This is a genomic window from Secundilactobacillus mixtipabuli (assembly GCF_002217925.1).
Lineage (GTDB): Bacteria > Bacillota > Bacilli > Lactobacillales > Lactobacillaceae > Secundilactobacillus > Secundilactobacillus mixtipabuli.
Window position 1 is genome coordinate 26,356 of the sequence record NZ_BCMF01000004.1, and the last position, 20,861, is coordinate 47,216.

The 20,861-nt window shown below is 45.3% G+C and carries 21 protein-coding genes; 8 read left to right on the plus strand and 13 right to left on the minus strand.

All coding sequences use genetic code 11. The features are described from left to right. Positions 1-115: 115 nt before the first annotated feature. The 9 genes from IWT5_RS03990 to IWT5_RS04030 all read right to left on the minus strand — a co-directional run bounded on the left by IWT5_RS03990 (position 116) and on the right by IWT5_RS04030 (position 6,620). Positions 116-769: an amino acid ABC transporter permease gene (locus IWT5_RS03990; RefSeq protein WP_089108670.1), complete on the minus strand. Its 654-nt coding sequence runs from the start codon at positions 767-769 to the stop codon at positions 116-118. 12 nt (positions 770-781) lie between these two features. Further along, positions 782-1,420, minus strand: a complete 639-nt coding sequence (locus tag IWT5_RS03995) for an amino acid ABC transporter permease (protein ID WP_089108671.1) — start codon at positions 1,418-1,420, stop codon at positions 782-784. Further along, the gene (locus IWT5_RS04000; RefSeq protein ID WP_089108672.1) at positions 1,417-2,250 is read right to left on the minus strand and encodes a transporter substrate-binding domain-containing protein; all 834 of its coding nucleotides are present in this window, start codon (positions 2,248-2,250) and stop codon (positions 1,417-1,419) included. Before IWT5_RS04000 ends, IWT5_RS03995 begins: the two co-directional genes overlap by 4 nt. 17 nt (positions 2,251-2,267) lie before the next feature. Further along, positions 2,268-3,008 (minus strand): amino acid ABC transporter ATP-binding protein, encoded by a 741-nt coding sequence (locus tag IWT5_RS04005; RefSeq protein ID WP_089108673.1) that lies wholly within the window; start codon positions 3,006-3,008, stop codon positions 2,268-2,270. A gap of 521 nt (positions 3,009-3,529) precedes the next feature. Further along, the gene (locus tag IWT5_RS04010) at positions 3,530-4,474 is read right to left on the minus strand and encodes a DUF6681 family protein (RefSeq protein ID WP_089108674.1); all 945 of its coding nucleotides are present in this window, start codon (positions 4,472-4,474) and stop codon (positions 3,530-3,532) included. A gap of 14 nt (positions 4,475-4,488) precedes the next feature. After that, positions 4,489-4,971, minus strand: coding sequence for a hypothetical protein (locus IWT5_RS04015; RefSeq protein ID WP_089108675.1), 483 nt, complete (start codon positions 4,969-4,971; stop codon positions 4,489-4,491). Between the two features lie 106 nt (positions 4,972-5,077). Further along, positions 5,078-5,515, minus strand: coding sequence for a Fur family transcriptional regulator (locus tag IWT5_RS04020; RefSeq protein WP_089108676.1), 438 nt, complete (start codon positions 5,513-5,515; stop codon positions 5,078-5,080). A gap of 104 nt (positions 5,516-5,619) precedes the next feature. Beyond that, positions 5,620-6,183, minus strand: coding sequence for a nucleoside/nucleotide kinase family protein (locus tag IWT5_RS04025; RefSeq protein WP_089108677.1), 564 nt, complete (start codon positions 6,181-6,183; stop codon positions 5,620-5,622). 11 nt (positions 6,184-6,194) lie between these two features. Then, positions 6,195-6,620 carry a bis(5'-nucleosyl)-tetraphosphatase gene (locus IWT5_RS04030; protein ID WP_089108678.1) on the minus strand — a complete coding sequence of 142 codons (426 nt, stop codon included), beginning with the start codon at positions 6,618-6,620 and terminating at the stop codon, positions 6,195-6,197. Between the two features lie 213 nt (positions 6,621-6,833). On the opposite strand from IWT5_RS04030, the gene IWT5_RS04035 reads away from it, so the two are divergent. After that, a complete protein-coding gene (locus tag IWT5_RS04035) occupies positions 6,834-8,240 on the plus strand; it encodes an APC family permease (RefSeq protein ID WP_089108679.1) in 1,407 nt (468 codons plus the stop codon). Between the two features lie 65 nt (positions 8,241-8,305). Here IWT5_RS04035 and IWT5_RS04040 read toward each other — a convergent pair whose 3' ends face one another. Then, positions 8,306-9,451: a cation:proton antiporter gene (locus IWT5_RS04040; RefSeq protein ID WP_089108680.1), complete on the minus strand. Its 1,146-nt coding sequence runs from the start codon at positions 9,449-9,451 to the stop codon at positions 8,306-8,308. Positions 9,452-9,595: 144 nt separating this feature from the next. On the opposite strand from IWT5_RS04040, the gene IWT5_RS04045 reads away from it, so the two are divergent. Together IWT5_RS04045 and IWT5_RS04050 are read left to right on the plus strand one after the other, a co-directional pair. Beyond that, a complete protein-coding gene (locus IWT5_RS04045) occupies positions 9,596-11,995 on the plus strand; it encodes a Xaa-Pro dipeptidyl-peptidase (protein ID WP_089108681.1) in 2,400 nt (799 codons plus the stop codon). A gap of 50 nt (positions 11,996-12,045) precedes the next feature. Beyond that, a complete protein-coding gene (locus IWT5_RS04050) occupies positions 12,046-12,957 on the plus strand; it encodes a proline-specific peptidase family protein (RefSeq protein ID WP_089108682.1) in 912 nt (303 codons plus the stop codon). 84 nt (positions 12,958-13,041) lie between these two features. Here the strand turns inward: IWT5_RS04050 and IWT5_RS04055 are convergent, their stop codons facing one another. After that, positions 13,042-13,620, minus strand: a complete 579-nt coding sequence (locus IWT5_RS04055) for a L,D-transpeptidase (RefSeq protein WP_089108683.1) — start codon at positions 13,618-13,620, stop codon at positions 13,042-13,044. An 89-nt stretch (positions 13,621-13,709) separates the two neighbouring features. Further along, complete coding sequence (locus tag IWT5_RS04060) at positions 13,710-15,257, minus strand: ABC-F family ATP-binding cassette domain-containing protein (protein WP_089108684.1); 1,548 nt, start codon at positions 15,255-15,257, stop codon at positions 13,710-13,712. 440 nt (positions 15,258-15,697) lie between these two features. Here IWT5_RS04060 and IWT5_RS04065 point away from each other — a divergent pair, with 440 nt between their 5' ends. From IWT5_RS04065 to IWT5_RS04085, 5 genes are all read left to right on the plus strand, one after another. Next, a complete protein-coding gene (locus tag IWT5_RS04065) occupies positions 15,698-16,081 on the plus strand; it encodes a VOC family protein (RefSeq protein ID WP_225360216.1) in 384 nt (127 codons plus the stop codon). A 31-nt stretch (positions 16,082-16,112) separates the two neighbouring features. Further along, positions 16,113-16,787: a CPBP family intramembrane glutamic endopeptidase gene (locus tag IWT5_RS04070; protein WP_089108686.1), complete on the plus strand. Its 675-nt coding sequence runs from the start codon at positions 16,113-16,115 to the stop codon at positions 16,785-16,787. A gap of 461 nt (positions 16,788-17,248) precedes the next feature. Then, on the plus strand, positions 17,249-18,244 hold the full coding sequence (gene trpX / locus IWT5_RS04075) for a tryptophan ABC transporter substrate-binding protein (RefSeq protein WP_089108687.1): 996 nt from the start codon (positions 17,249-17,251) through the stop codon (positions 18,242-18,244). Further along, positions 18,241-19,149 carry an ABC transporter permease gene (locus IWT5_RS04080; RefSeq protein ID WP_089108688.1) on the plus strand — a complete coding sequence of 303 codons (909 nt, stop codon included), beginning with the start codon at positions 18,241-18,243 and terminating at the stop codon, positions 19,147-19,149. Before trpX ends, IWT5_RS04080 begins: the two co-directional genes overlap by 4 nt. Next, a complete protein-coding gene (locus IWT5_RS04085) occupies positions 19,142-19,915 on the plus strand; it encodes an ABC transporter ATP-binding protein (protein ID WP_089108689.1) in 774 nt (257 codons plus the stop codon). The genes IWT5_RS04080 and IWT5_RS04085 overlap by 8 nt, the downstream gene beginning before the upstream one ends. A 73-nt stretch (positions 19,916-19,988) precedes the next feature. Here IWT5_RS04085 and IWT5_RS04090 read toward each other — a convergent pair whose 3' ends face one another. Next, entirely contained in the window at positions 19,989-20,855 is an 867-nt protein-coding gene (locus IWT5_RS04090; RefSeq protein ID WP_089108690.1) for an NAD(P)-dependent oxidoreductase, read from the minus strand. Positions 20,856-20,861 lie beyond the last annotated feature (6 nt).

The following is a 20,861-nucleotide window of genomic DNA, read 5'->3' on the forward strand; positions in this document are numbered from 1 at the left end:
AACAAGCAAAGAGTTGCATCTAAGGGCTCGCAACAAAAATTCCCCAAGTTCAGGGAATTTCCGTTACGAGCCCTTAGACTCCACTCTTTAAACGCTTGTTTTCACACTCTCACAATTAACTCATTCTTCTATCCAATGACCGTGATAACAGCGACAATGCATAACATACAATGAAGTACATAATCGCGATCATCAAGAACATTGGTAAAATGTAGGTCGAATTTTGACCGTAAACAATTTGCGCATTGTGCATCAAATCTGGTAACACGATGATGGTTGCCAGTGACGTATCCTTGATCAATGAAATAAACTGACTGACCAGTGCCGGAATCATCTTTTTCATGGCTTGCGGCAAAATAACGTGATACATGGCTTGACCATAAGTTAATCCATTAGCACGGGCCCCTTCCATTTGACCGGGGTCAACTGCCGCAATCCCTGAACGGACAATTTCTGCAATCATCGTTGATTCAAAGACTGTCATCGCAAGAATCGTTGCCCAAACACTGCTTGGTCTAAAGCCTAGGTTTGGTAGACCAAAATAGGTAAAGAAGATGATCAGCAGTAGCGGTAAGTTACGGATAATATCAATAAACAAACCAACGATTGGCGAAACGACCTTAATGTTCACGTAGCGAATAATACCTAAGATCGATCCCAGAATGTAACTGCCGAGAATCGAAACAACGGATACAATCACTGTGATCCAAAGGCCTTGAAGCAAATAATGTATGTTGATCCATGAATAAGCATCAATAAAGTCTTTCATGACTGCACCCCCTTAGGCTAATTTCTTTTCGAGATAACGCATCCAGTAACTTAGCGGCAATGTGATGATCAAATATAAGATACCGATGCAGATGTAAGTGCTCATGGTATTCAATGAATCAGACGCAATCACGTTTCCTTGATACATCAGATCAAAACCAGCAACGAAGGCCAGCACTGATGAATTTTTAACTAAGTTAATGAATTGGTTGCCAAGTGGTGGAATCACGTAACGAAAGGCCTGTGGCAAAACAACGTAACGCATAGCTTGCCACCAAGATAACCCGTTAGCACGGGCACCTTCCATTTGACCAGGATCCACTGAATTGATCCCTGAACGCACCGTTTCAGCAATAAAGGCTGACGTATAAATAGTTAAGCCAATTGTTCCGGCGGTAAACCCGTTGATCTTGGCGACAAACATGGGAATAACCACAAAGAAGAACATGGTGATAACCAGCAACGGAATGTTCCGGAAAACTTCAATGTAAATCCGTGCGATCACTCGCAGAAACTTGCTTGGTGTGGTTTCGAAAATGGCAAACATTGACCCAATGATCAAACTAAAGATCAGTGCAATCACACTACATAATAAGGTTTGACCGAATCCTTGGAGCAATAGACTGCCATAATTATGAAAAATAGCTATCATCGTTCCATCTCCTTAACATTCATGCCTGGTACGTTGCCAAACCACTTCTTCAAAATCCGGTTATATTGACCGCTTCGTTCAACCTTCGTAAGCGCGTGATTAAGATCGTGCTTAAACTGAGGCTGATCCTTATTGATGGCGATCCCGTATGGTTCCTTGGTGAAGGCCCCGCCGGTTAACACATAACCTGGGTTTTCCACTGACATCCCGGCTAAAATACCGTTATCAGTGGTCAACGCTTCACCTTGGCCGGATTTCAACGCGGTCATGGCTTGAGCGTAATCAGAAAGTTGCAGCACTCGTGCCTTAGGAGCAAACTTGGCAACGTTTTGAACGGAGTTAGACCCAACCACGCCCAAGACAGTTGCACCCTTATGATTTAAATCTTTCACACTTTTGATTGGACTGCCCTCTTTAACCAGCAGCGACTGTCCGGCATCGAAGTACGACCGGGAAAAATCAACCTGCTTTAACCGCTCAGGTGTAATGGTCATCGTCGCCATAATGGCATCAATGTTCCCATTTTTCAGTAACGGCATCCGGGTGGAACTCGTAACTTGAACGAAGTCCGCTTTTCCTTTGGGTCCTAAAATCTGCTTCGTGAGCGCTTTAGCCATATCAACTTCAAAGCCTTTGATCTGGCTGTTCCTCACGTCCATTAAACCAAACAATTTTGTATCAGCTTTAACACCCCAAGTAATCGTGTTGCTCTGCTTGGCACGTGTGACCACGTTTTGTTCCGCCAGCGGTTTTGAGCCGCAAGCAGTGAGCACCAGCAGTAAAGCAAGACTAGAGACGATAACGCTGACCAATCGGAATAATTTCTTCATGCTCACATCTCCTGACTTTAATGTGTAATAATCTTGCTTAGGAACTGACGTGCACGTTCATTACTTGGCTGCCCGTCAAAGAATTTCTCTTTACTGTCATCTTCAAGAACCCGTCCGTCGGCCATAAAAATAACCCGGTTGGCCACTTCACGGGCAAAGCCCATTTCGTGGGTCACCACTAGCATGGTCATGGATGAGTCTCGAGCGATATCTTTCATAACGTTCAAAACATCATCAATCATTTCTGGGTCCAACGCACTCGTTGGTTCATCAAACAAGAGCGCTTTAGGCTTCATTGCAAGTGAACGGGCAATCGCGATCCGTTGCTGCTGACCACCGGAAAGCTGTGATGGCATCTTAGGTGCCTGATCAGCTAACCCAACTCGGTCCAGCATATTCATGGCAATCTTCTTGTTTTCCTCTTCTGGCCGTTTCAAAACCAGTCGAGGTGCCAGCATAATATTTTCCAAAATGGTCTTATTCGCATACAAATTAAAGTGTTGGAACACCATCCCAACGTTCTTACGGATCCGGTTCATATCCGTCTTCTTGTCGGCCAAGTCTTGACCATTAACGATCAGCTGACCTTCTTGAATTCGTTCCAGTCCGTTGACCGTCCGAATCAAAGTTGACTTACCAGACCCAGATGGGCCAATCAGCACCACAGTTTCACCAGTATCAATGGTTAGGTTGATGTCATGCAAAGCATGGAACTCGCCGTAATACTTTTGAACATTGTGAAATTCAATCATTGACATGTTTTTCCCCTCCGCCTTATGAAAAATAGCGACCGAGTTCTCATACAATTGACAACAAAGATAAGCGAACAGGCTGCATGATCCGATAGAGGCATACAGCCCGCTCGCTTTAATGGCTGAAAATCATATGATAATTGGTTCGCTTGAGTTGCGCTTGGTTGAAAGTGTACGTCTAAAAGCACCGAAATGCCTGACCAATTTCATACGCTTCTAATTTTAACTCACTATAAATATTAAACCATATTCACTGATTGGTCAAAGCAATAGAACGCTTAAAGTCCGTCATAACGGCTTGTATAGAAGCAGAAACAGCGGTAAATCAAGTCTAATTGCTCACGATAATTTTTTCATCAAACGGTAGAATATTCATTATTTTTAAAATATTCATTCACGCTTTATGAGATTACCATTAGAACATAAATAATATAAATCGCTTTCTCATAGGAATTCAATCCGACTTTTAAGAGAAAATAAAAAGAATAGGTACCCAACTCGGCGCCTATTCTTAATCTATTATTCACTTAGTGATAACGTTTCATCCGCGAAGCGGGCGTATCAGTCGGCACACTTGATTGCGAAAAGCTTGACTGTCTCATGTCTGCAGCAGTTTTTTGCAGTTGTTGCGCGTGGTTTTCCCGTTCATAAGCTAACTGCACCCGAATCATATAGGGCGCCTGTTTTTCAATCGGCTCATTCCGGCCCATTTCCATATAGGGACCACCAACCAAAATCACGTTAGCCAAGTAGAGTTTCACCTTATCATAGACATCTTCAATGGGCTGAAGGCCAACCGTTGTGATTCGACCCATGGGTGCCTTTTGTGCTTGGTTCATACCGGCGTAGACGATCATCTGCTGACCGTCCTGTTTTAATTCAAAGTACGGAATATTGACTCCTAAACCAATCGCGTAGACCGGCTTCTTATTCTGATTTAGCTGCTGAGCAATTTCGCGTGACCCAAGGCCGCCATAATCAGGCGTCATCAGTCGCATTTGCTGAAGCTGGTTAGCAAGCTGGGCAATATTGGCGCTTTGTTCCGGACTAACCGTTACTTTGCCAGGCAAGATTTTTTTACTATCAAAATAGCCATTGGCTGGAATCGTTGTCCCGTTCAGCAAACCGTTGCCACGTTGTTCCCTCATCTGTTGCCGGTTTTCCGTCATCGGATCAGTGCCGCCAAGGGTTTTCCCCAGCATTTTTTCAATTTTAGGTGAAATATCCAGTGGTGCCTGCTTATCAGTAAAGTAATAGAAGATATTCATCACTGAAAAGTACGCTAGGATAATGGCAACTAGCAGGATCAAGCTGCCGCGCATCGCATAGCCGTTTTGAATCCAGCGAACTGAAACGTACAATAAATAAACTACCCCAATCACACCAAGAATGGTGTAAATGCGGTTCTTCAGTTTGACGTTTAAATTCACATATCCTAGGTAGTGATTGATCATATCTAAGAAACTAAACACTTGCTAGCACCTCCTTATTTAGCCGTAACTTGACCAGTGTTATCAGTATTACCTGAATCACCAGTGGCGTCTGAAGCGTTATTGGTCTGCGTGTTGTTGGTTTGTGAAGAGGTGGTTGCGGACTTAGAACCATTCGTTGTGCCGTTGTCCGTTGTTTCCCCACCGTTTGATTTTGACTTGTTAGAAGTTGTATTGGCATTGCTAGTCCCTGTTTCTGGACTAGTCGTTTGATTATCGTTGTTTTGATCGTTTTGAGAACTTGAATCCTTCTTCTTAGAGCTATCGCTGCTTGAGTCCTTCTTATCTGATGATTTACGCTCAGAATCAGATGACTGCTTATTTGAATCGATCACTGAATTAGAAACCACGCGTGCACTTGCTGGCTTGCCTTCATTCGAGTGACTCACTGAGTTGACCACCACATTGGTCGCCCCCAAGGCTAGCGCGATTGAAACAATCGCAAACGGGGTGATAAAGGGCGGTGTCCGGTATGCCATGTTAAATGCCTCCTTAAAACTTCTTTATTAACCATTAGTATCTCAAATTATTATTAATAAACAACAAAACAAACCTTAAATATTAAATAAGGTTTGTTTACGGCTGTCACTTCGCAAGTAATTTTTGACAATCGGGACAAATACCATAGAGTTCAATTCGGTGGCCAATAATATCATAACCCGGTAACTGCGCCTTAAAAACGTCCAATGGACACTCTTTGAGTTCGGTCACCTTACCGCAGTTTTGACAAATAAAGTGGTGGTGGTGCAGATGGCTGAAGTCGCACTGGTATTTGACCCGTGCCTGATCGCCCTGAACCTGCTGTTCCACCATCCCAGCTTCTTCAAATTCTTTGATATTACGATAAATCGTATTATGACTCATGCCTGGAAATTGCTTGCGCATGTAGTCGTCAACCAACGTCACATCATGATAGTGATCTTGATTTTGCAGTAAATAACCTAAAAGGGCTTTTCGCTGTTTCGTGACTTTTAGATGGTTCTTTTTTAATTCTGTTAACGCCTGTGCGAGTTCTGCTGGCATATTTAGGCACCTCTTTGACTATGACATCCGTTTTAAACAATAATGATTACGCTTAAGATAGTGTATCACAAATATATGAACAATGACACATATGTCCACTATTTTCACAAAGAAGCTGGCTGCAACTTGGTAACGATCTCGCCCAATTTTTCTTCAGTCCGGTGCCAATCATCATTTTGGATCACGGTTGCCACGCCGATCAAATCCTCTGGAAGGGTTAAATCACGGGTGTACTCCTTACTTTTGATTCGGGACTGAATCATTTCTAGCTGATCCCCGCGGTCTTTAAGGCGTTCATGCAAAATACCTGATTGGCCAACCGTTAAGAACAAAATAAACGCCTGCTGTTTTAATTCCTGCACATAGGTCTCAGCACCCTTAGTATCTAAAACGATACTAACCAGGTCAGACTTTTCAAAGGCCCGTTCCAGGCCCTCGTACGACGACCCGTATTGATAGCCGGCATAGGTCACCGATTCAAGATAGTGGTTCTCAGCAAAGCTTTCGGGTGTTTCAAAGTAATAATCAACGCCGTTTTTCTCCCCTGGCCGCATGGGCCGAGTGGTATGCGTAATAATGCGTGGAATCTGATATTTAGTTTTTAAATAGGTACTCACCGTTGTTTTACCGGTTCCCGTTGCACCCGTAATGACAATGACGTGTTTCATGACTTCCCCCATTAGTTAGCTGCAATCTTAGCTGAAATATACTGGTGCGCCCGCTTCATCAACTGCTTTAAATTATCATAAGTTAATCGCTCAACTGCTTGGTCCTCATCAAACCAGCCAAAATCACTGATTTCAACGTCCTGCTTTTTAATTTGGACATCCGCAGGGACTTCGCTCACAAACAAGTGAACTTCCTTATGATTACCGTTTGGCAACTCATACTTTAGCTCATCGTGATAACTGGTATCAAGGCTAACGTGAAGCTGCGTTTCCTCGCGAATTTCTCGAATAGCCGTTTCATCTAATTTTTCGTTACCTTCAACGTGTCCCTTGGGAAAGCCCCAAAAATTACTGGTTGCGCTCTTAAGGAGCAGGTACTCTGGTTTGCCGTTTTGAACCCGATAAACGACTGCACCGCTAGCCACTTCAGTTGTCATTTTAAAAATCATCCTTCCGCAATTGTTAATACTTCTTATTTTAGCCTAATCGCCGGTGCAAGCAAACTGTGAAATCTCTGTTTTAGTCAAATTTCTGTAAAAAATTTTCGCTCATTAAGACCGATTACTGTCGAAGCTGCATTGCTTTTAAAGATTAATATCGTTAAGATAGACTTAAAATTCTTTTCAATATTTAATTTTGGAGGAACCTCTATGTCATCACTTACTTCACGTCTGTTTCGTCGGGAAAAAGTCGACCGTTACTTGGAAACTGACAAGAAATTCATCAAGACCATGTCAGCTGTCGATTTGATTTCCCTTGGGATCGGTGCCGTCATCGGAACTGGTATCTTCATTCTGCCAGGTACCGTTGCGGCTACTAAAGCCGGTCCCGGCATTATTTTATCCTTTATATTAGCCGCCGTCGTTTGTTCAACTGCTGCAATGTGCTACGCCGAATTTGCTTCCGCGCTGCCCGTTGCCGGGAGTGCCTACTCGTATGGTAACCTAGTTTACGGTGAAATCATCGGCTGGATCCTTGGCTGGGCTTTGATCTTGGAGTACGTACTGGCCGTTGCCGCTGTTTCCAGCGCTTGGGGGGCCTACTTTAAGTCCTTTATGAGCGGCTTTGGCGTTAACATTCCTGCTTCAATCGTTGGCCCGCTAGATATCGCCCATGGTTCTTACGGCAACTGGATCGCCATTATTATCGTTTTGATTATTTCCACCATGCTGGCTCACGGGGTGAAGTCATCTGTCCGTCTAAACAACTTTATCGTTTTTGTTAAAATTGCTATTATTTTGCTGTTTGTAGTCGTCGGTGCCTTCTTCGTCAAGCCGGGTAACTGGCATCCCTTCATGCCGTTCGGCTTCCACGGTGTTTTAGCTGGTTCATCGGCGGTCTTCTTCGCCTACCTTGGTTTCGATGCGGTTTCTAGTTCCGCAGCGGAAGTTAAAAACGCTAAAAAGAACATGCCGATCGGTATTATCGGTACGCTGATCATTGCCACCTTACTTTACGTCTTAGTGGCGATCGTTCTCACCGGGATGATCAGCTACACCAAACTAGACGTTGCTGACCCAGTTTCCTTTGCGTTACAAGTCGTTCACCAAAACTGGGCTGCCGGCGTCATCGCCCTCGGCGCCTTAGCCGGAATGTTTACCATGATGGTCACCATGATCTATAGTTCATCACGGTTGATCTACTCTGTTGGCCGTGACGGCCTGTTGCCAAAGTTCTTGGGTAAATTGGATCGTCATGGTAATCCAATCAACAGTTTACGGACCATTACGGTGATTATTGCCGTCATGGGTGGTTTCGTGCCACTGGATCAGCTGACCAACTTGGTTAACATCGGGACGTTGATTGCCTTCTTATTCGTCTCATTTGGTATCATTCCTCTTCGCCACAACAAGGAAATCGAGAACAACCAAGGTTTTCAAGTTCCTTGGTACCCAGTTCTGCCCGTTGTATCAGGCTTCCTGTGCCTGTTTATGCTGACTCAGCTGCAGGCTGAAACCTGGATTGCCTCTGGGGTCTGGTTCCTGTTTGGATTGATCCTGTATTTCGGTTACGGTATGCATCACAGCCGGTTGAATAACCCGGATAATGCTGAATAAGTCATCTTGAAGTTAATAAAAGGCCACAGAAGTCGTTGGACTTCTGTGGCCTTTTGCGTCCGCTCTTATTCCAGCCGCGCTATAGCATGCTTTAACAGCAGCGGTGCAATCACCGTACTTAAAATGATGACAACGATCAGCTCTGAATACAGTTCAGGCGCCAACAGCTTTGCTTGGTAGCCAATTTGAGCGATGATCAATGCCATTTCCCCTCGTGACACCATCCCGGCACCAACCACGTAGGCACTATTAAAACTGAAGCCTAAGACTCTGGCACCCAATCCGCCACCAATCAGCTTTGACAGCACGGCCACGATTGTCATGCCCAATATGAGCAACAGATTACTCCAGAAATGATCAAATCGCATTTCGACCCCAATGCTAACGAAGAAGATGGGAACGAAAAATGCGTAACCAATGGGACTGATATTAGCGGTAACTTCTTTTTGGGCACTGGTCTGTGCCACCGCAATCCCTGCAAAGAACGCGCCAATCACGGCGCTTAAGCCTGTCAAATCAGCGAGGTAGGCCATTCCCAAACAAATAATCAGGGACATAATCGGCACCGACTGCGGAATGGGCAAACGTTCGAATAATCGAATCAAAAACGGTGCGATCCAGCGAATCAGCACGTAAACCATGACAAAGTAAGCTAGCTGTTCAATAATGCTGAGTGCTAAATGAGGTTCTCCGCGGCTGCCGCTAGAAAACATACTGACAAAGATACTTAAAATTAAGACTGCCATAATGTCGTCCACAACGGCAGCACCCAAAATGGTTGCCCCTTCTTTAGTATTTAATTTACCGAATTCACGCAGCACTTCCACCGAAATGGAGACTGAGGTAGCAGCGAAAACGACGCCCCAGAAAACCGCCCGTTCAAAGTTTTGGTGCATGATGACCCCATAAAAGTAGAAGCAGACCATCGGCAAAATAACACCCAAAGTTGCCACGCTAATGGCCGGCTTAAAATACTTTTTTAATAACTTCAGGTCACTTTCCAGCCCAGCCATAAACATCAAAATAATCACGCCGATCTCAGCACCGGCGGTCAATAATTCTCCTGGCCGAACCCAATTGAGTAAAGCTGGACCCAGTAATATGCCAACCAGCAACTGGCCGATCACGCTTGGGATACCGATCCGCTGGCTAAGCGCCCCAGCAATCGTTGTTGCAAATAATATCAGTGCAATAATCCCGATATAGTTCAAATAAAATGTTCCTTTCTGTCCGTGTCCGCAATTAAATTACTCCTAGTGTATCATGAACCGTGCCCACCTGGCTAACGGTTCGGCTGACAGCAATGGCCTGCGTTATAATGGAACCATTATGAACTTGCAGGAGGTTTTGCGTTAATGAACATCAATCAATTTGCCATTGCACCCACCAACTTGGCCGATGAAAAGAAAGAATTACAACAAATTCAGTTCATCCGTCAATCTGACTTACAGTTAGACCCGCACCGGCTATTACGGCACCTGCTCCAGCAAAGTTTTCCAGAAGTTACCAGCAATGAAGCCGCGGACAGCAAAATCGCGAATTTACTGGCTGCACCCCAGCTGGATGCCCTGTCACTAACTCAAATTGGTGGCGCCATTCAACCGTTACATCTCGATAATTTAATCCTACAATTACTCGGTTTTCAAATTGGCAGTGATTTCCAAATCGACGCACCAGAAAAACTGGCTGCTCACGTTAACCTGCCAAAGTTTGATCACGCTGCCCTCACTAACGACGATTTAGTTCACGCCTGGTATCAGCTGCTGATTACCCACACCACCACCGGGCAGACTTTTCTGGATCAGCTTGCTGGGCGTGGCTATTTTCATCGTCGGCCTGATCTGCCTAAACCATTATTTTTCAATGGTAAAGCCCAGCCGGTGTTTGATACTACTCAGCTGATTCACGAAGTCGTCTACGTGGAATCTTCACAGGACACCGACCACGACGGCATGCGAGACCTGCTGAAAGCTGAAATCACGCGGCCGGCTGAGTCGAATCAGCAGCCGGTGCCCGTCCTTTACACAGCGTCACCCTATAATCAGGGTACTAACGATGCTGAAGGTGAGGCATTGACGCATAACGTCAACGTGCCGCTAACCGAAAAGCCAGTAACGTCAGATACCCTGAGCCACCGCGAACCAAAGCCCGCAAAAATACCCGATCCACGCGTCATCAATACCCGCACACAACAGGCTGATGAAAGTTTTGGCAACACTTTTGATTACAGTTTGAACGATTACTTTCTTGCCCGCGGTTTTGCCGTCGTCTACGCGGCCGGTATTGGGACCAAAGAATCCGATGGCCTGCGCACCACTGGTGATCCCGAAGAAACAACGTCAACCACTGCCATTATTGAATGGTTAACTGGCAAGCGGACCGCCTTTACCAACCGGACATCAAACACGGCAATTGAGGCTACTTGGTCAAACCACCAAGTGGCGATGACCGGCCGTTCTTATCTAGGGACGTTAGCCACCGCCGCTGCCACAACCGGCGTTGACGGCCTTAAAACCATTATTTGCGAAGCCGGTATCTCCAGCTGGTACGACTACTACCGCGAAAATGGTTTAGTCATTGCGCCTGGCGGTTTTCCTGGCGAAGATGCCGATGTTCTGGCTGAAGAAACCTTCTCCCGCCAACAGCAAGCCGGCGATTACAGCAGGATTCAGTCCAAGTGGCAGGCCCAGCTAAGTGCCATTAACGACGGTCAGGATCGTACTACCGGCAACTATAACGATTTCTGGGATGCCCGCAACTACCGCAAAAATGCCAAGAAGATTAAGGCAGATGTGATGATTGTGCATGGTCTCAACGACTGGAACGTCAAGCCAAGGAACGCCGAAAAACTATGGCGGGCGATCAGTAACTTACCCATTAACCATAAAATCATCCTGCACCAAGGGCCGCACATCTACATCAATAATTTTCGCTCATTGGACTTTACCGACATGGTCAATTTGTGGTTGTCTCACGAACTCTACAACTTAGATAACCACGCTGAAACCATTCTGCCTGACGTGTTGATTCAAGATAACGCCACTGCTGAAAACTGGCAGGCTTATCCTGACTGGGGTGCTGCCACCAATCAACGCACCCGATATCATTTAACGGCAAACAGCCTGTCAACTGACAACCTCAGTCAAGACACCGTTCAATTTGCCGACCAGCTAACCGACCTCGCCTTCCAAAAATACGCCAAAGATAATCGTCAATGGCAACAAGACTTAGTCAAAGCTGCTTCGCCCATGGAAGGGCACCGACAACTCTTTGCCGCTCCGGCACAAACTGACGAGCTGATACTTGACGGCTGTCCCGTTTTGCACCTCAGCGTTGCCAGTGACCAGCCCATTGGTCTTATCAGTGCTGAACTTGTTGACTTGGGTCACTTTAAACGACTCAATCCATTGCCAACAACGCTGGCAAGACAAGCGATGGCACTGGGCTATCATTTCCGCAAAGAAGATCTGCGTGAATACGAGATCGCTAAAAAAGAGACTGCTTATCAGCTGATTTCAAAGGCACACCTAAATCTTCAAAATCGGACCTCGCTGACCCAAGTTGACCCCATTACACCTCACCAAAGTTATCCGGTCACCCTGGAATTACAGCCCACTCATTATCGGCTCACAGCGGGTCACCAATTAGGCCTGGTAGTCTACGCCACCGACTTTGGTATGACTGTCCGTGGCAATCAAAATATCACCTATACCCTCTCATTAGCGGATAGCTGTTTAGAGCTTCCCCACCTATAGACTTCGTGATATGATGGTAATTAACTTCAATTTGAAACGAGGTAATTCACATGAAACAAGGCACCACGATCATCACGCTAGATAACGGCTACCATCTGTGGACCAATACACAGGGTGAAGGCGATATTCACCTACTGGCATTACACGGTGGCCCCGGTGGCAACCACGAATACTGGGAAGATACCGCTCAACAGCTCAAAAAACAGGGCTTGAACGTTCAAGTTCATATGTACGACCAATTGGGTTCTTGGTATTCTGACCAGCCCGACTACAGCGATCCTAAAATTGCTGAAAAGTACCTGACCTATGACTACTACCTAGAAGAAGTTGAAGAAGTCCGTCAAAAATTAGGCTTAGACAATTTCTACCTGATCGGTCAATCATGGGGCGGTGCCTTAGTTCAAATGTACGCTGCTAAATACGGCCAGCATTTGAAGGGTGCCATCATTTCATCAATGGTCGATAACATCGATGAATACGTGACCCACATCAACCAAGTCCGTGAAGAAGCCTTACCAGCAGACGCTGTGGCTTACATGAAGAAGCAGGAAGCTGCTAACAACTACGACGATCCGCAGTACCAGAAGTATGTAGATGTTTTGAACGACGGCTACGTTGACCGTAAAAAGCCAGCTGCCATCTCCCACTTGATTCCAACCATGTCGCGTCCCGTTTACGGTGCCTTCCAAGGTGACAACGAATTTGTCATCACCGGTAAATTAAAGGAATGGATGTTTGAACCTCATTTGAAGGAAATCAAAGTGCCAACTTTACTGACCTTTGGTGAACACGAAACCATGCCAATTACCACCGCCAAACGGATGGCCAAGGAAATCCCACATGCCCGGCTAGTCACTACGCCTGAAGGTGGCCACCACCACATGATCGATAACGCGCCGGTTTATTACGATCATTTAGCAACCTTCATCCGCGACGTGGAAAGCGATAATTTTAACGATTAATTTGTCAAACTGGAACAATTCGTTTAAGTTAACGGCACAAAAAAAGCTGACTTTATTAAAAGTCAGCTTTTTTTGTGCCGTTAACTAATGAATAACAACTTTAGTACCATAAGTAACGTTATCGTAGAACCACTTGGCGTCAGGAACCGCTAATCTCACGCAGCCGTGAGAATGGGCTTCCTTTCCCAGCATATTGGCTTCTTTAACGTTAAAGTTACCGTTTTGATCCGTTGGTACGGTGTGGAAAAGATAGGTGCCATGATCCTTAAAGGATACCCAATCTTTAGCACCCTCCTTAGACTCAGCATTGTAGAAAAAGGCACCACGCTCGCCTTGAATATGAAAGGTCCCTGTTGGTGTGGAATTATCAGCACCAGTCGAGGCGTACATGGTATACGCCTTTTTATGACCATCCATAATAAAGACCCGCTGCTTACTTACCGAAACGCGAATCCAAGGATGCTGTAACTGATCCCATTTGGGATATGGTTTATCTTCTGAAGGCTGACGCCAGTTGATTTGAACTGGTGCTGCTTTCTTTACTTTTTTGGTTGTTTGCGTTGCTGCCTGATTATGCGTATCGGGCGTCATCAAATGATTAGCCGTGATGCCCAACACAAAGATTGCAATAATGACAGCAATTAGCTGCAAGACCCGCTTCATAAATCTATCTCCAAACATGACTTAGTAAGTATTATTGTAGCATGTGAATGTTGCAAGGAAATAACATTTAAGCTTTTTGTAAAAGATTATTACTGATTCTTAAGACTTAGCTTCTCAACGTTCAGCACTTTATCGGCTAAACCATCGTAAAAGCTGACCTCATGGCTGACCACAATGGCGTTACCAGGGAACTTGTTAATGGCGTCCTTGAGGGCTTCCTTAGTTTCTTCGTCCAAATGGTTCGTCGGTTCGTCCAAAATCAAGAAGTTGCTTGGTTCAAATTCCATCATGGCTAACTTGACTTTCGTCTGTTCACCACCAGAAAGCTGGCCGATCGGCTTCATTGCGTTAGCAGCGTCAAGACCGCACTTGGCTAACTTAGTCCGAATTGCTTTTTGGGGCAGCTTTTCGTACTTGGCTTGGATAATCTTAAGTGGGGTCTCCTGATCATTGTCCCATTCCAGATCTTGACTGAAGTAACTGATCTTTGCAGAAGGAGAAAATTGAGCTGAACCACCCTTAGATTTAATCAGCCCTAAGATTGATTTGATCAGCGTTGACTTACCAACCCCGTTGAAGCCTTCAAAGCCAACCTTTTCACCGGTATTCACAGAGAAAGTGACCGGTTTTAATAATGGCCGGTTATAGCCTACTGACAGGTGATCAACCACCAGTGCATTTTGAGAACCGGTATCCTCATATGGAAAGTTGAACGTCGCCTGAATGTTACTCGAAGGCGGATCCACCAATTCCATCCGGGACAGTTGTTTTTCACGGGACTTAGCCTGTTTGGACCGGGTACCAGCTTTAAACTTGGCAATAAACTTTTCGGTTTTCTCAATTTGAACTTGTTGTTTTTCGTACTCTCTACGCTGCGCTTCTTCACGTTCAGCCCGTTGACGCATAGCTGACTTGAAACTGCCCCGGTACTTAGTGATCTTACCGAAAGCAACGTTGATAATACAGTTAGTGACCTGTTCCAGAAAATCATAATCATGGGAAATGACCATGGCAGCACCGTCAAAACCGTTCAAATAATCAACAAGCCAGGCAATATGAGCCACATCCAAATAGTTGGTCGGTTCATCGAGTAAAATCACGTCGGGGTTTTGCAGTAACAGCTTAGCTAAGATGATCTTAGAACGCTGACCACCAGACATTTGTGCCACTTCATGATCACGGCCAATGTCATCTAGACCAAGGCCCGTAATAATCCGTTCGATTTCAGTCTCGATATCGTAGAAACTGCTGGCTTCCAATTCTTCTTGAATTCGGCCAGCCCGTTCCAGTAACTTATCATCCGCTGTTTCTGCATAGTCAGTATACAGTTGCGTCATCCGGTCATTTTTATCATACAGATCTTGAAACGCCGTATGTAAAAAGTCGATCAGCGTCATCCCGTCAGGAATGTCAGCATATTGATCCAGGTAACCCACGTGGATCCCTTTTTGCCACTTAACCGAACCGGACAATGGCAATTCATCACCAGTCAAAACCTTGATCAGGGTTGATTTACCCACACCATTTTGGCCGACGATCCCCATGTGTTCACCCTTATTTAGCTGAAAACTCGCATCATCGTACAGCCGTTTATCAGCAAAAGCCATACTAAGGTTTTCAACTTCTAGTAAAGACATTTTATATTTACCTCCCTTAATCTTGTGCAGAGGTAGGCTTTTATAGCATATCTAAGGGACTTTCAACAAACCAACGACGAATCCGTTTGTCAAAAGTCCCTTAGCTACAACTGTCAGCTTGCCGGAACACCATCATTTAAACTGCCTTTAAAGGCTAAATTTAAGTTCATTTTCATTTTTTTACAACACTTTACCCTATCACGAAACTTTTTTAATAGCAAGAAAGGCGACCGAAATCAGGCAGTATCTCGGCGTTTCTAAAACATCGTTCAAAAATTGTTTGATGAGGATGGCGAATGAGATGGTGGCGCTTGCAAAATGATTTATAATTTTCCATCTGCCCTTGGAGAATATTTTTGTCATCACGCCCTAACCAGATGTTCCTCATTGGCCTGCATTAGCATGTGGTATAATAACTGCCATACAATAATCAAAAAAGGATGACAAATTTGAATATTAAAGATATTGATAGTCTGACGCTTACCGTCAGTGATATCAATCACGCCGTACGTTTTTACCATGAAGTATTTGACCTGCCGATCATTAAAAATGCCGATCAACCCAGCTTACGTCTGGGCCATCACCGTCTAGAGTTTCGAACGGCTGAAGATCAGGCTGCCATCACTGCTGCAGTTGTTGCTCCCGGTAGCGCAGAGCTGGCATTAGAAACGCATGATCCACTGGAAAACACGCTGTCTCACCTCACTAATTACGCGGTTGAAATTGCCGATGGCCCGGTTCCTTATGTTGGTGCTAAGGGTCCGGCAACTGCACTGTGGGTTCGCGACCCAGATCAGAATCTCATCAAAATTATTACCTATTAGTTAAGTCGATCAGAATCGAGGTGCCGAAAAGATGACTTATATTCGCCGTCAAGGCTTACGTATCGGCGCTTTTATTTTGCTGCTGATTGCTTATCTTTCAAGTTCAATCCTGTTAGAATTAGCCACTAAATACGCCGGTACAAAGGTTGCACTGGCCGAACAGTTTATCGGCGCGATGCTGATCTCAATAGCAGTGATCCTGGTTTTGTATACCTGGCTGTATCAACGTCAGCTTAAACGCTATAACCCGCGTCACTTTGGCCATTTACCCTTTAATCGCCAACGAATTGGCCAGCTGCTACTCCTGTTCTTACTGATGCTCGTTATCCAAATCACCTGGTCACAACTCATCGTTCATCATTTCCTGCCCATGCCGAGTAATCAGTCCGCTGTGAACGACTCCGTTAAACAGCTGCCGTTTTGGAATTCTGCTTATGGGGTTGCGGTTGCCCCGGTTTTTGAAGAGTACCTTTTCCGCGGCTTCTTTTTCAATTTCTTCTTTTCAAAAAAGTCGCGCTGGAGCAATATTTTGGGCCTGCTAGTCAGCGGATTGCTGTTTGGCTATCTGCATACGCTGGCGTTTTCTGTAACAACCCTGTTTTATGCCTCACTGGGTTGGCTATTGGCTGGAACTTACCTCTACTTTAAAGATATCAGATACAGCATGGCGCTTCATTTCATGAATAATCTGTGGGCAATCATTTAAAAGTGAAAAAAAGGATATTCTTGTTTCTATCTATCAAGCTATGGTGTATAATATAAACACGATAACTACTAATGTAGCTTATCAAGCACGGAAAGGCTCAATCTCGTTTACGGGATTGAGCCTTTTTGTTTCACCTTTACTTACAGTTTAGTGATCCCCAGTGAAAGGCAAGTGACACTTGCGAATCATCCAAGCGGTCTTTATAATAAGAGATATTCTAATTCGGAGGAATTCAAATGACAAAGTTCGCCAAACAGTTTAATGATTGGCACATCCGGTAACCAAGCCGCTCTTACTGATGCGGTTTGAACAACATGTTCAATACACGTGTCTTGCCGGTTACTTTATCAAATGAGTGACGCTGCATGACTAACCTTGCACGTCGCCCGCTTTAGACGACTGCTGTGAGGGGTCGTCTTTTTAGTTTAATTTATTCTACATTTAGATAGGGGAATCGAATCATGAAGCGACTATATGCACTAATCGCTATTATTGTTATCTTTCTTGGTTTTGCCTTCGTTGACGAAGGTGGAACCGGTAAACCAGCAAAAGTCGCCAAACCGACCGTTGGTATTTTACAGCTCATGTCTCACCCAGCTTTAGATGCGATCCATCACGGAATCGTCCACGGACTGGCGGAAGAGGGCTATCATTCTGGCAAGAACATCAAAATCGATTTTCAAAACGCTCAAAATGATCAAAGTAACCTGATGACCATGAGTAACCGTTTTGTTAACGAAGATGCGGACGCTACCATTGGAATCGCGACACCTTCAGCTCAAGCTTTAGCAAACGCAACTTCCAAGATCCCCATCGTTTTAGGGGCAGTCACTGACCCTCAAGGTGCTGGGCTCGTTAAGAACAACCAGCGACCAGGACACAATATTACAGGGGTTTCAGACCAGGCACCGCTAAAAGAACAGCTTGGCTTGATCAAGCAAGTTATGCCTAACATGAAGACACTGGGAATCTTCTACACTTCTAGTGATGACTCAGCATCCGCACAGTATAAGCAATTCAAACAGCTATGCAAACAAGAAAACATCACGTTAAAAGCTTATTCCATTTCCAACACCAATGACGTCGATCAGGTTTCACAGCAAATGGTTCAAACCGTTGACGCCGTTTACGTCCCAACGGATAACACCGTTGCTTCTGCGATGCAGACCTTGGTAAAAAATTCTAACGCAGCCAAAGTTCCCGTTTTCCCTGCTGTAGACACCATGGTTAAGAGCGGTGGCTTAGCAACCTACAGTATTAACCAATATAAGTTGGGCGTACTGACGGGGAAAATGACGGCGGATATCTTAAAGGGTAAAAAGCCCGCTACAACACCGGTGAAGTTCATTCGCCATGGTGATTTAATTTTAAACATGAAACAAGCTCATCGACTTGGGATCACCTTCCCTAGCTCACTGGTTAAAGAAGCTCAAAAGAAGGGGGAAATCATCAAATGACATTTGGATTAGGCGTTTCAGCCATCGGTCAAGGCCTGTTATGGGCCACCCTTGGTTTAGGATTATTCCTAACCTTTAGAATCTTAGACTTCCCTGATATGACGGTTGAAGGAACCTTCCCAATGGGAGCTGCTGCTTGTGTTGCTGCAATCAATCACGGGATCAATCCCATTTGGGCCACCTTGATTGCCATCGGGGTCGGCATGCTGTGCGGTTTAGCGACTGGGTTGCTTTACACTAAAGGGCGTATTCCGATTTTATTAGCCGGGATTTTAGTCATGACGGCGGCTTATTCAGTTAACCTGCGAATTATGCACGGCCGTTCCAACTTAACGTTGTTAGATAAGCCTTCGCTATTAAAACTGCCTATTTTTGCACACACGCCAATGTACTTTGACAGTGTGTTCCTAGGCTTTACCGTTATCGTCATTTTGACACTGGTCTTGATTTACTTCCTGCAAACTGATCTTGGCCAAGCCTTCATCGCTACTGGTGATAACGAAAAAATGGCTCGGTCATTGGGAATCGAAACCGATAACATGAAAATCATGGGACTGATGGTCTCCAATGGGGTGATTGGCTTAGGCGGTGCTTTAGTTGCTCAAAACGACGGTTACGCCGACGTCAACATGGGGATCGGGGTCATCGTTATTGCCTTAGCTTCCATCATCATCGGTGAAGTGGCTTTCGGCGAATTAACAATGAACCAGCGATTAGTTGCCGTGACTTTAGGGTCAATTCTCTACCGCTTTGTTCTGCTGGTCGTTTTGAGACTGGGCTTCAATACCAACGATTTGAAGCTGTTCTCTTCAGTTGTCTTGGCTCTGTGCATGATGGTACCCGTCTTCAGAGACATGTTCGACTTAAAGCGCGTTTGGAAACGGGGGATCACAACTCATGACTAAACCAATATTAGAATTACGCCACGTTGTTACAAAAGTTAACCGGAATACTCCGGAAGAATTAACCTTACTGAAAGACTTAAACCTGACCATCAACGAAGGCGACTTCATTACGATTTTGGGTTCTAATGGTGCTGGGAAGTCAACCTTGTTCAACACTATCGCTGGTAATCTGACAATTGATGCCGGTGAGATCCTGCTGCGCGGTGAACACATCGAAAACGAATCTGAGGAACGCCGGACCCGCTTTTTAAGCCGGGTTTTCCAAGATCCTAAATTAGGCACCGCTCCCCGGATGACCGTGGCCGAAAATCTGTTATTAGCGACTAAGCGTGGTGAACACCGTCACCTTACCCCTCGCCACCTTAAACAGCACATGGCCGACTTTAAAGAAATGACCAGCGGCATGGGCAACGGCTTAGACGAACGGTTACAGACGCCAACTGGCAGCCTCTCTGGCGGTCAGCGACAAGCCTTAAGCTTCTTGATGGCCACCCTGAAAAAGCCGGACATCTTACTTCTTGATGAACACACAGCGGCGTTGGATCCAAAGACCTCGCAGGAACTAATGACTGCAACTAACGAGCGCATCATGGCTCAAAACTTGACCTGCTTAATGATCACCCATCATTTGGATGACGCTTTGAAGTATGGTAACCGGTTAGTTGTCATTAGTGATGGCAAGATCACTTACGACGTGTCTGGCGCAGAAAAACAGCAATTAACCCAGGAAAAACTATACAGTTTCTTTTCAGACTTACAGGATTAACAACCTATTTGATTAGCCAAAAGGCGCATGAACAAGTAAATGTTCATGCGCCTTTTTGGCGATTCATTTTAGATTACAGCTTTTCATACAATTTAATCAGGCCCTGAGTGCCGTCATCACCAAGGCCCTTTTCATCAACCATCGTCTCGTAAAGCTGCTTGGCAAGCTTAGTTGCAGGTAGGTCTAGTTTCATTTTGTCCGCCTCATCAAGGGCAATGCGCAGGTCCTTGAGGAAGTGCTTAGCAAAGAAGCCAGGCGTGTAGTCACCCTTTAGGATTCTGGGCGCGTAATTATCCATGCTCCAGTTATCAGCACCGCCGCTGCTAAGCGTGTCTAAGACATCAGTCATATTCAAACCGGCATGCTGGGCATAAACCATCATTTCAACGGTCCCCGTCATTGTGCCGGCAATCATGATTTGATTAGCCATTTTAGTATGCTGCCCCTTACCAGCAGGACCGAATAAATGAACCTTCTGACCGACCAGTTCAAACAAGGGTTTCACTGCATCATAGGTAGCCTGATCACCGCCGACCATCACCGTTAACGTGGCATTCTTCGCACCAACGTCACCACCCGAAACGGGCGCATCCAGTGCGTGAGCCTTCAACGCTTCTGCTCTCGCTGCAATTTTCTCAGCTAACGTTGGCGTACTAGTGGTCATATCAACAACGGTTTTACCCGCAGATAAGGCACTAAAAATACCCTGTTTACCGAAGTAGATGTCCTCCACATCGGTTGGGTAACCAACCATGGAGAAAATGATGTCTGATTGCTGAGCCACTTCAGCTGGTGTGCCTGCCCATGTCGCTCCCTTGGCGATTAAGGCATCCGTCTTTGCTTTTGTCCGGTTGTAAACAACTAACTCATAACCAGCATCAAGTAAGTGTGCTGCAATCGCACCACCCATGACACCAGTACCGATAAAGCCTAATTTCATTTGAAA

Excerpts from the sequence above, each read along its gene's own strand:
- IWT5_RS04085 (WP_089108689.1), top strand. The coding sequence starts at position 19,142 with ATGACTAAACCAATATTAGAATTACGCCACGTTGTTACAAAAGTTAAC.
- IWT5_RS04025 (WP_089108677.1), bottom strand. The coding sequence starts at position 6,183 with ATGAAACACGTCATTGTCATTACGGGTGCAACGGGAACCGGTAAAACA.
- IWT5_RS04045 (WP_089108681.1), top strand. The coding sequence starts at position 9,596 with ATGAACATCAATCAATTTGCCATTGCACCCACCAACTTGGCCGATGAA.
- IWT5_RS04050 (WP_089108682.1), top strand. The coding sequence starts at position 12,046 with ATGAAACAAGGCACCACGATCATCACGCTAGATAACGGCTACCATCTG.
- IWT5_RS04080 (WP_089108688.1), top strand. The coding sequence starts at position 18,241 with ATGACATTTGGATTAGGCGTTTCAGCCATCGGTCAAGGCCTGTTATGG.
- IWT5_RS03995 (WP_089108671.1), bottom strand. The coding sequence starts at position 1,420 with ATGATAGCTATTTTTCATAATTATGGCAGTCTATTGCTCCAAGGATTC.
- IWT5_RS04035 (WP_089108679.1), top strand. The coding sequence starts at position 6,834 with ATGTCATCACTTACTTCACGTCTGTTTCGTCGGGAAAAAGTCGACCGT.
- IWT5_RS04065 (WP_225360216.1), top strand. The coding sequence starts at position 15,698 with ATGACAAATTTGAATATTAAAGATATTGATAGTCTGACGCTTACCGTC.
- IWT5_RS03990 (WP_089108670.1), bottom strand. The coding sequence starts at position 769 with ATGAAAGACTTTATTGATGCTTATTCATGGATCAACATACATTATTTG.
- IWT5_RS04070 (WP_089108686.1), top strand. The coding sequence starts at position 16,113 with ATGACTTATATTCGCCGTCAAGGCTTACGTATCGGCGCTTTTATTTTG.
- IWT5_RS04000 (WP_089108672.1), bottom strand. The coding sequence starts at position 2,250 with ATGAAGAAATTATTCCGATTGGTCAGCGTTATCGTCTCTAGTCTTGCT.
- IWT5_RS04055 (WP_089108683.1), bottom strand. The coding sequence starts at position 13,620 with ATGAAGCGGGTCTTGCAGCTAATTGCTGTCATTATTGCAATCTTTGTG.
- IWT5_RS04090 (WP_089108690.1), bottom strand. The coding sequence starts at position 20,855 with ATGAAATTAGGCTTTATCGGTACTGGTGTCATGGGTGGTGCGATTGCA.
- IWT5_RS04015 (WP_089108675.1), bottom strand. The coding sequence starts at position 4,971 with ATGGCATACCGGACACCGCCCTTTATCACCCCGTTTGCGATTGTTTCA.
- IWT5_RS04030 (WP_089108678.1), bottom strand. The coding sequence starts at position 6,620 with ATGACAACTGAAGTGGCTAGCGGTGCAGTCGTTTATCGGGTTCAAAAC.
- IWT5_RS04005 (WP_089108673.1), bottom strand. The coding sequence starts at position 3,008 with ATGTCAATGATTGAATTTCACAATGTTCAAAAGTATTACGGCGAGTTC.
- trpX (WP_089108687.1), top strand. The coding sequence starts at position 17,249 with ATGAAGCGACTATATGCACTAATCGCTATTATTGTTATCTTTCTTGGT.
- IWT5_RS04020 (WP_089108676.1), bottom strand. The coding sequence starts at position 5,515 with ATGCCAGCAGAACTCGCACAGGCGTTAACAGAATTAAAAAAGAACCAT.
- IWT5_RS04060 (WP_089108684.1), bottom strand. The coding sequence starts at position 15,257 with ATGTCTTTACTAGAAGTTGAAAACCTTAGTATGGCTTTTGCTGATAAA.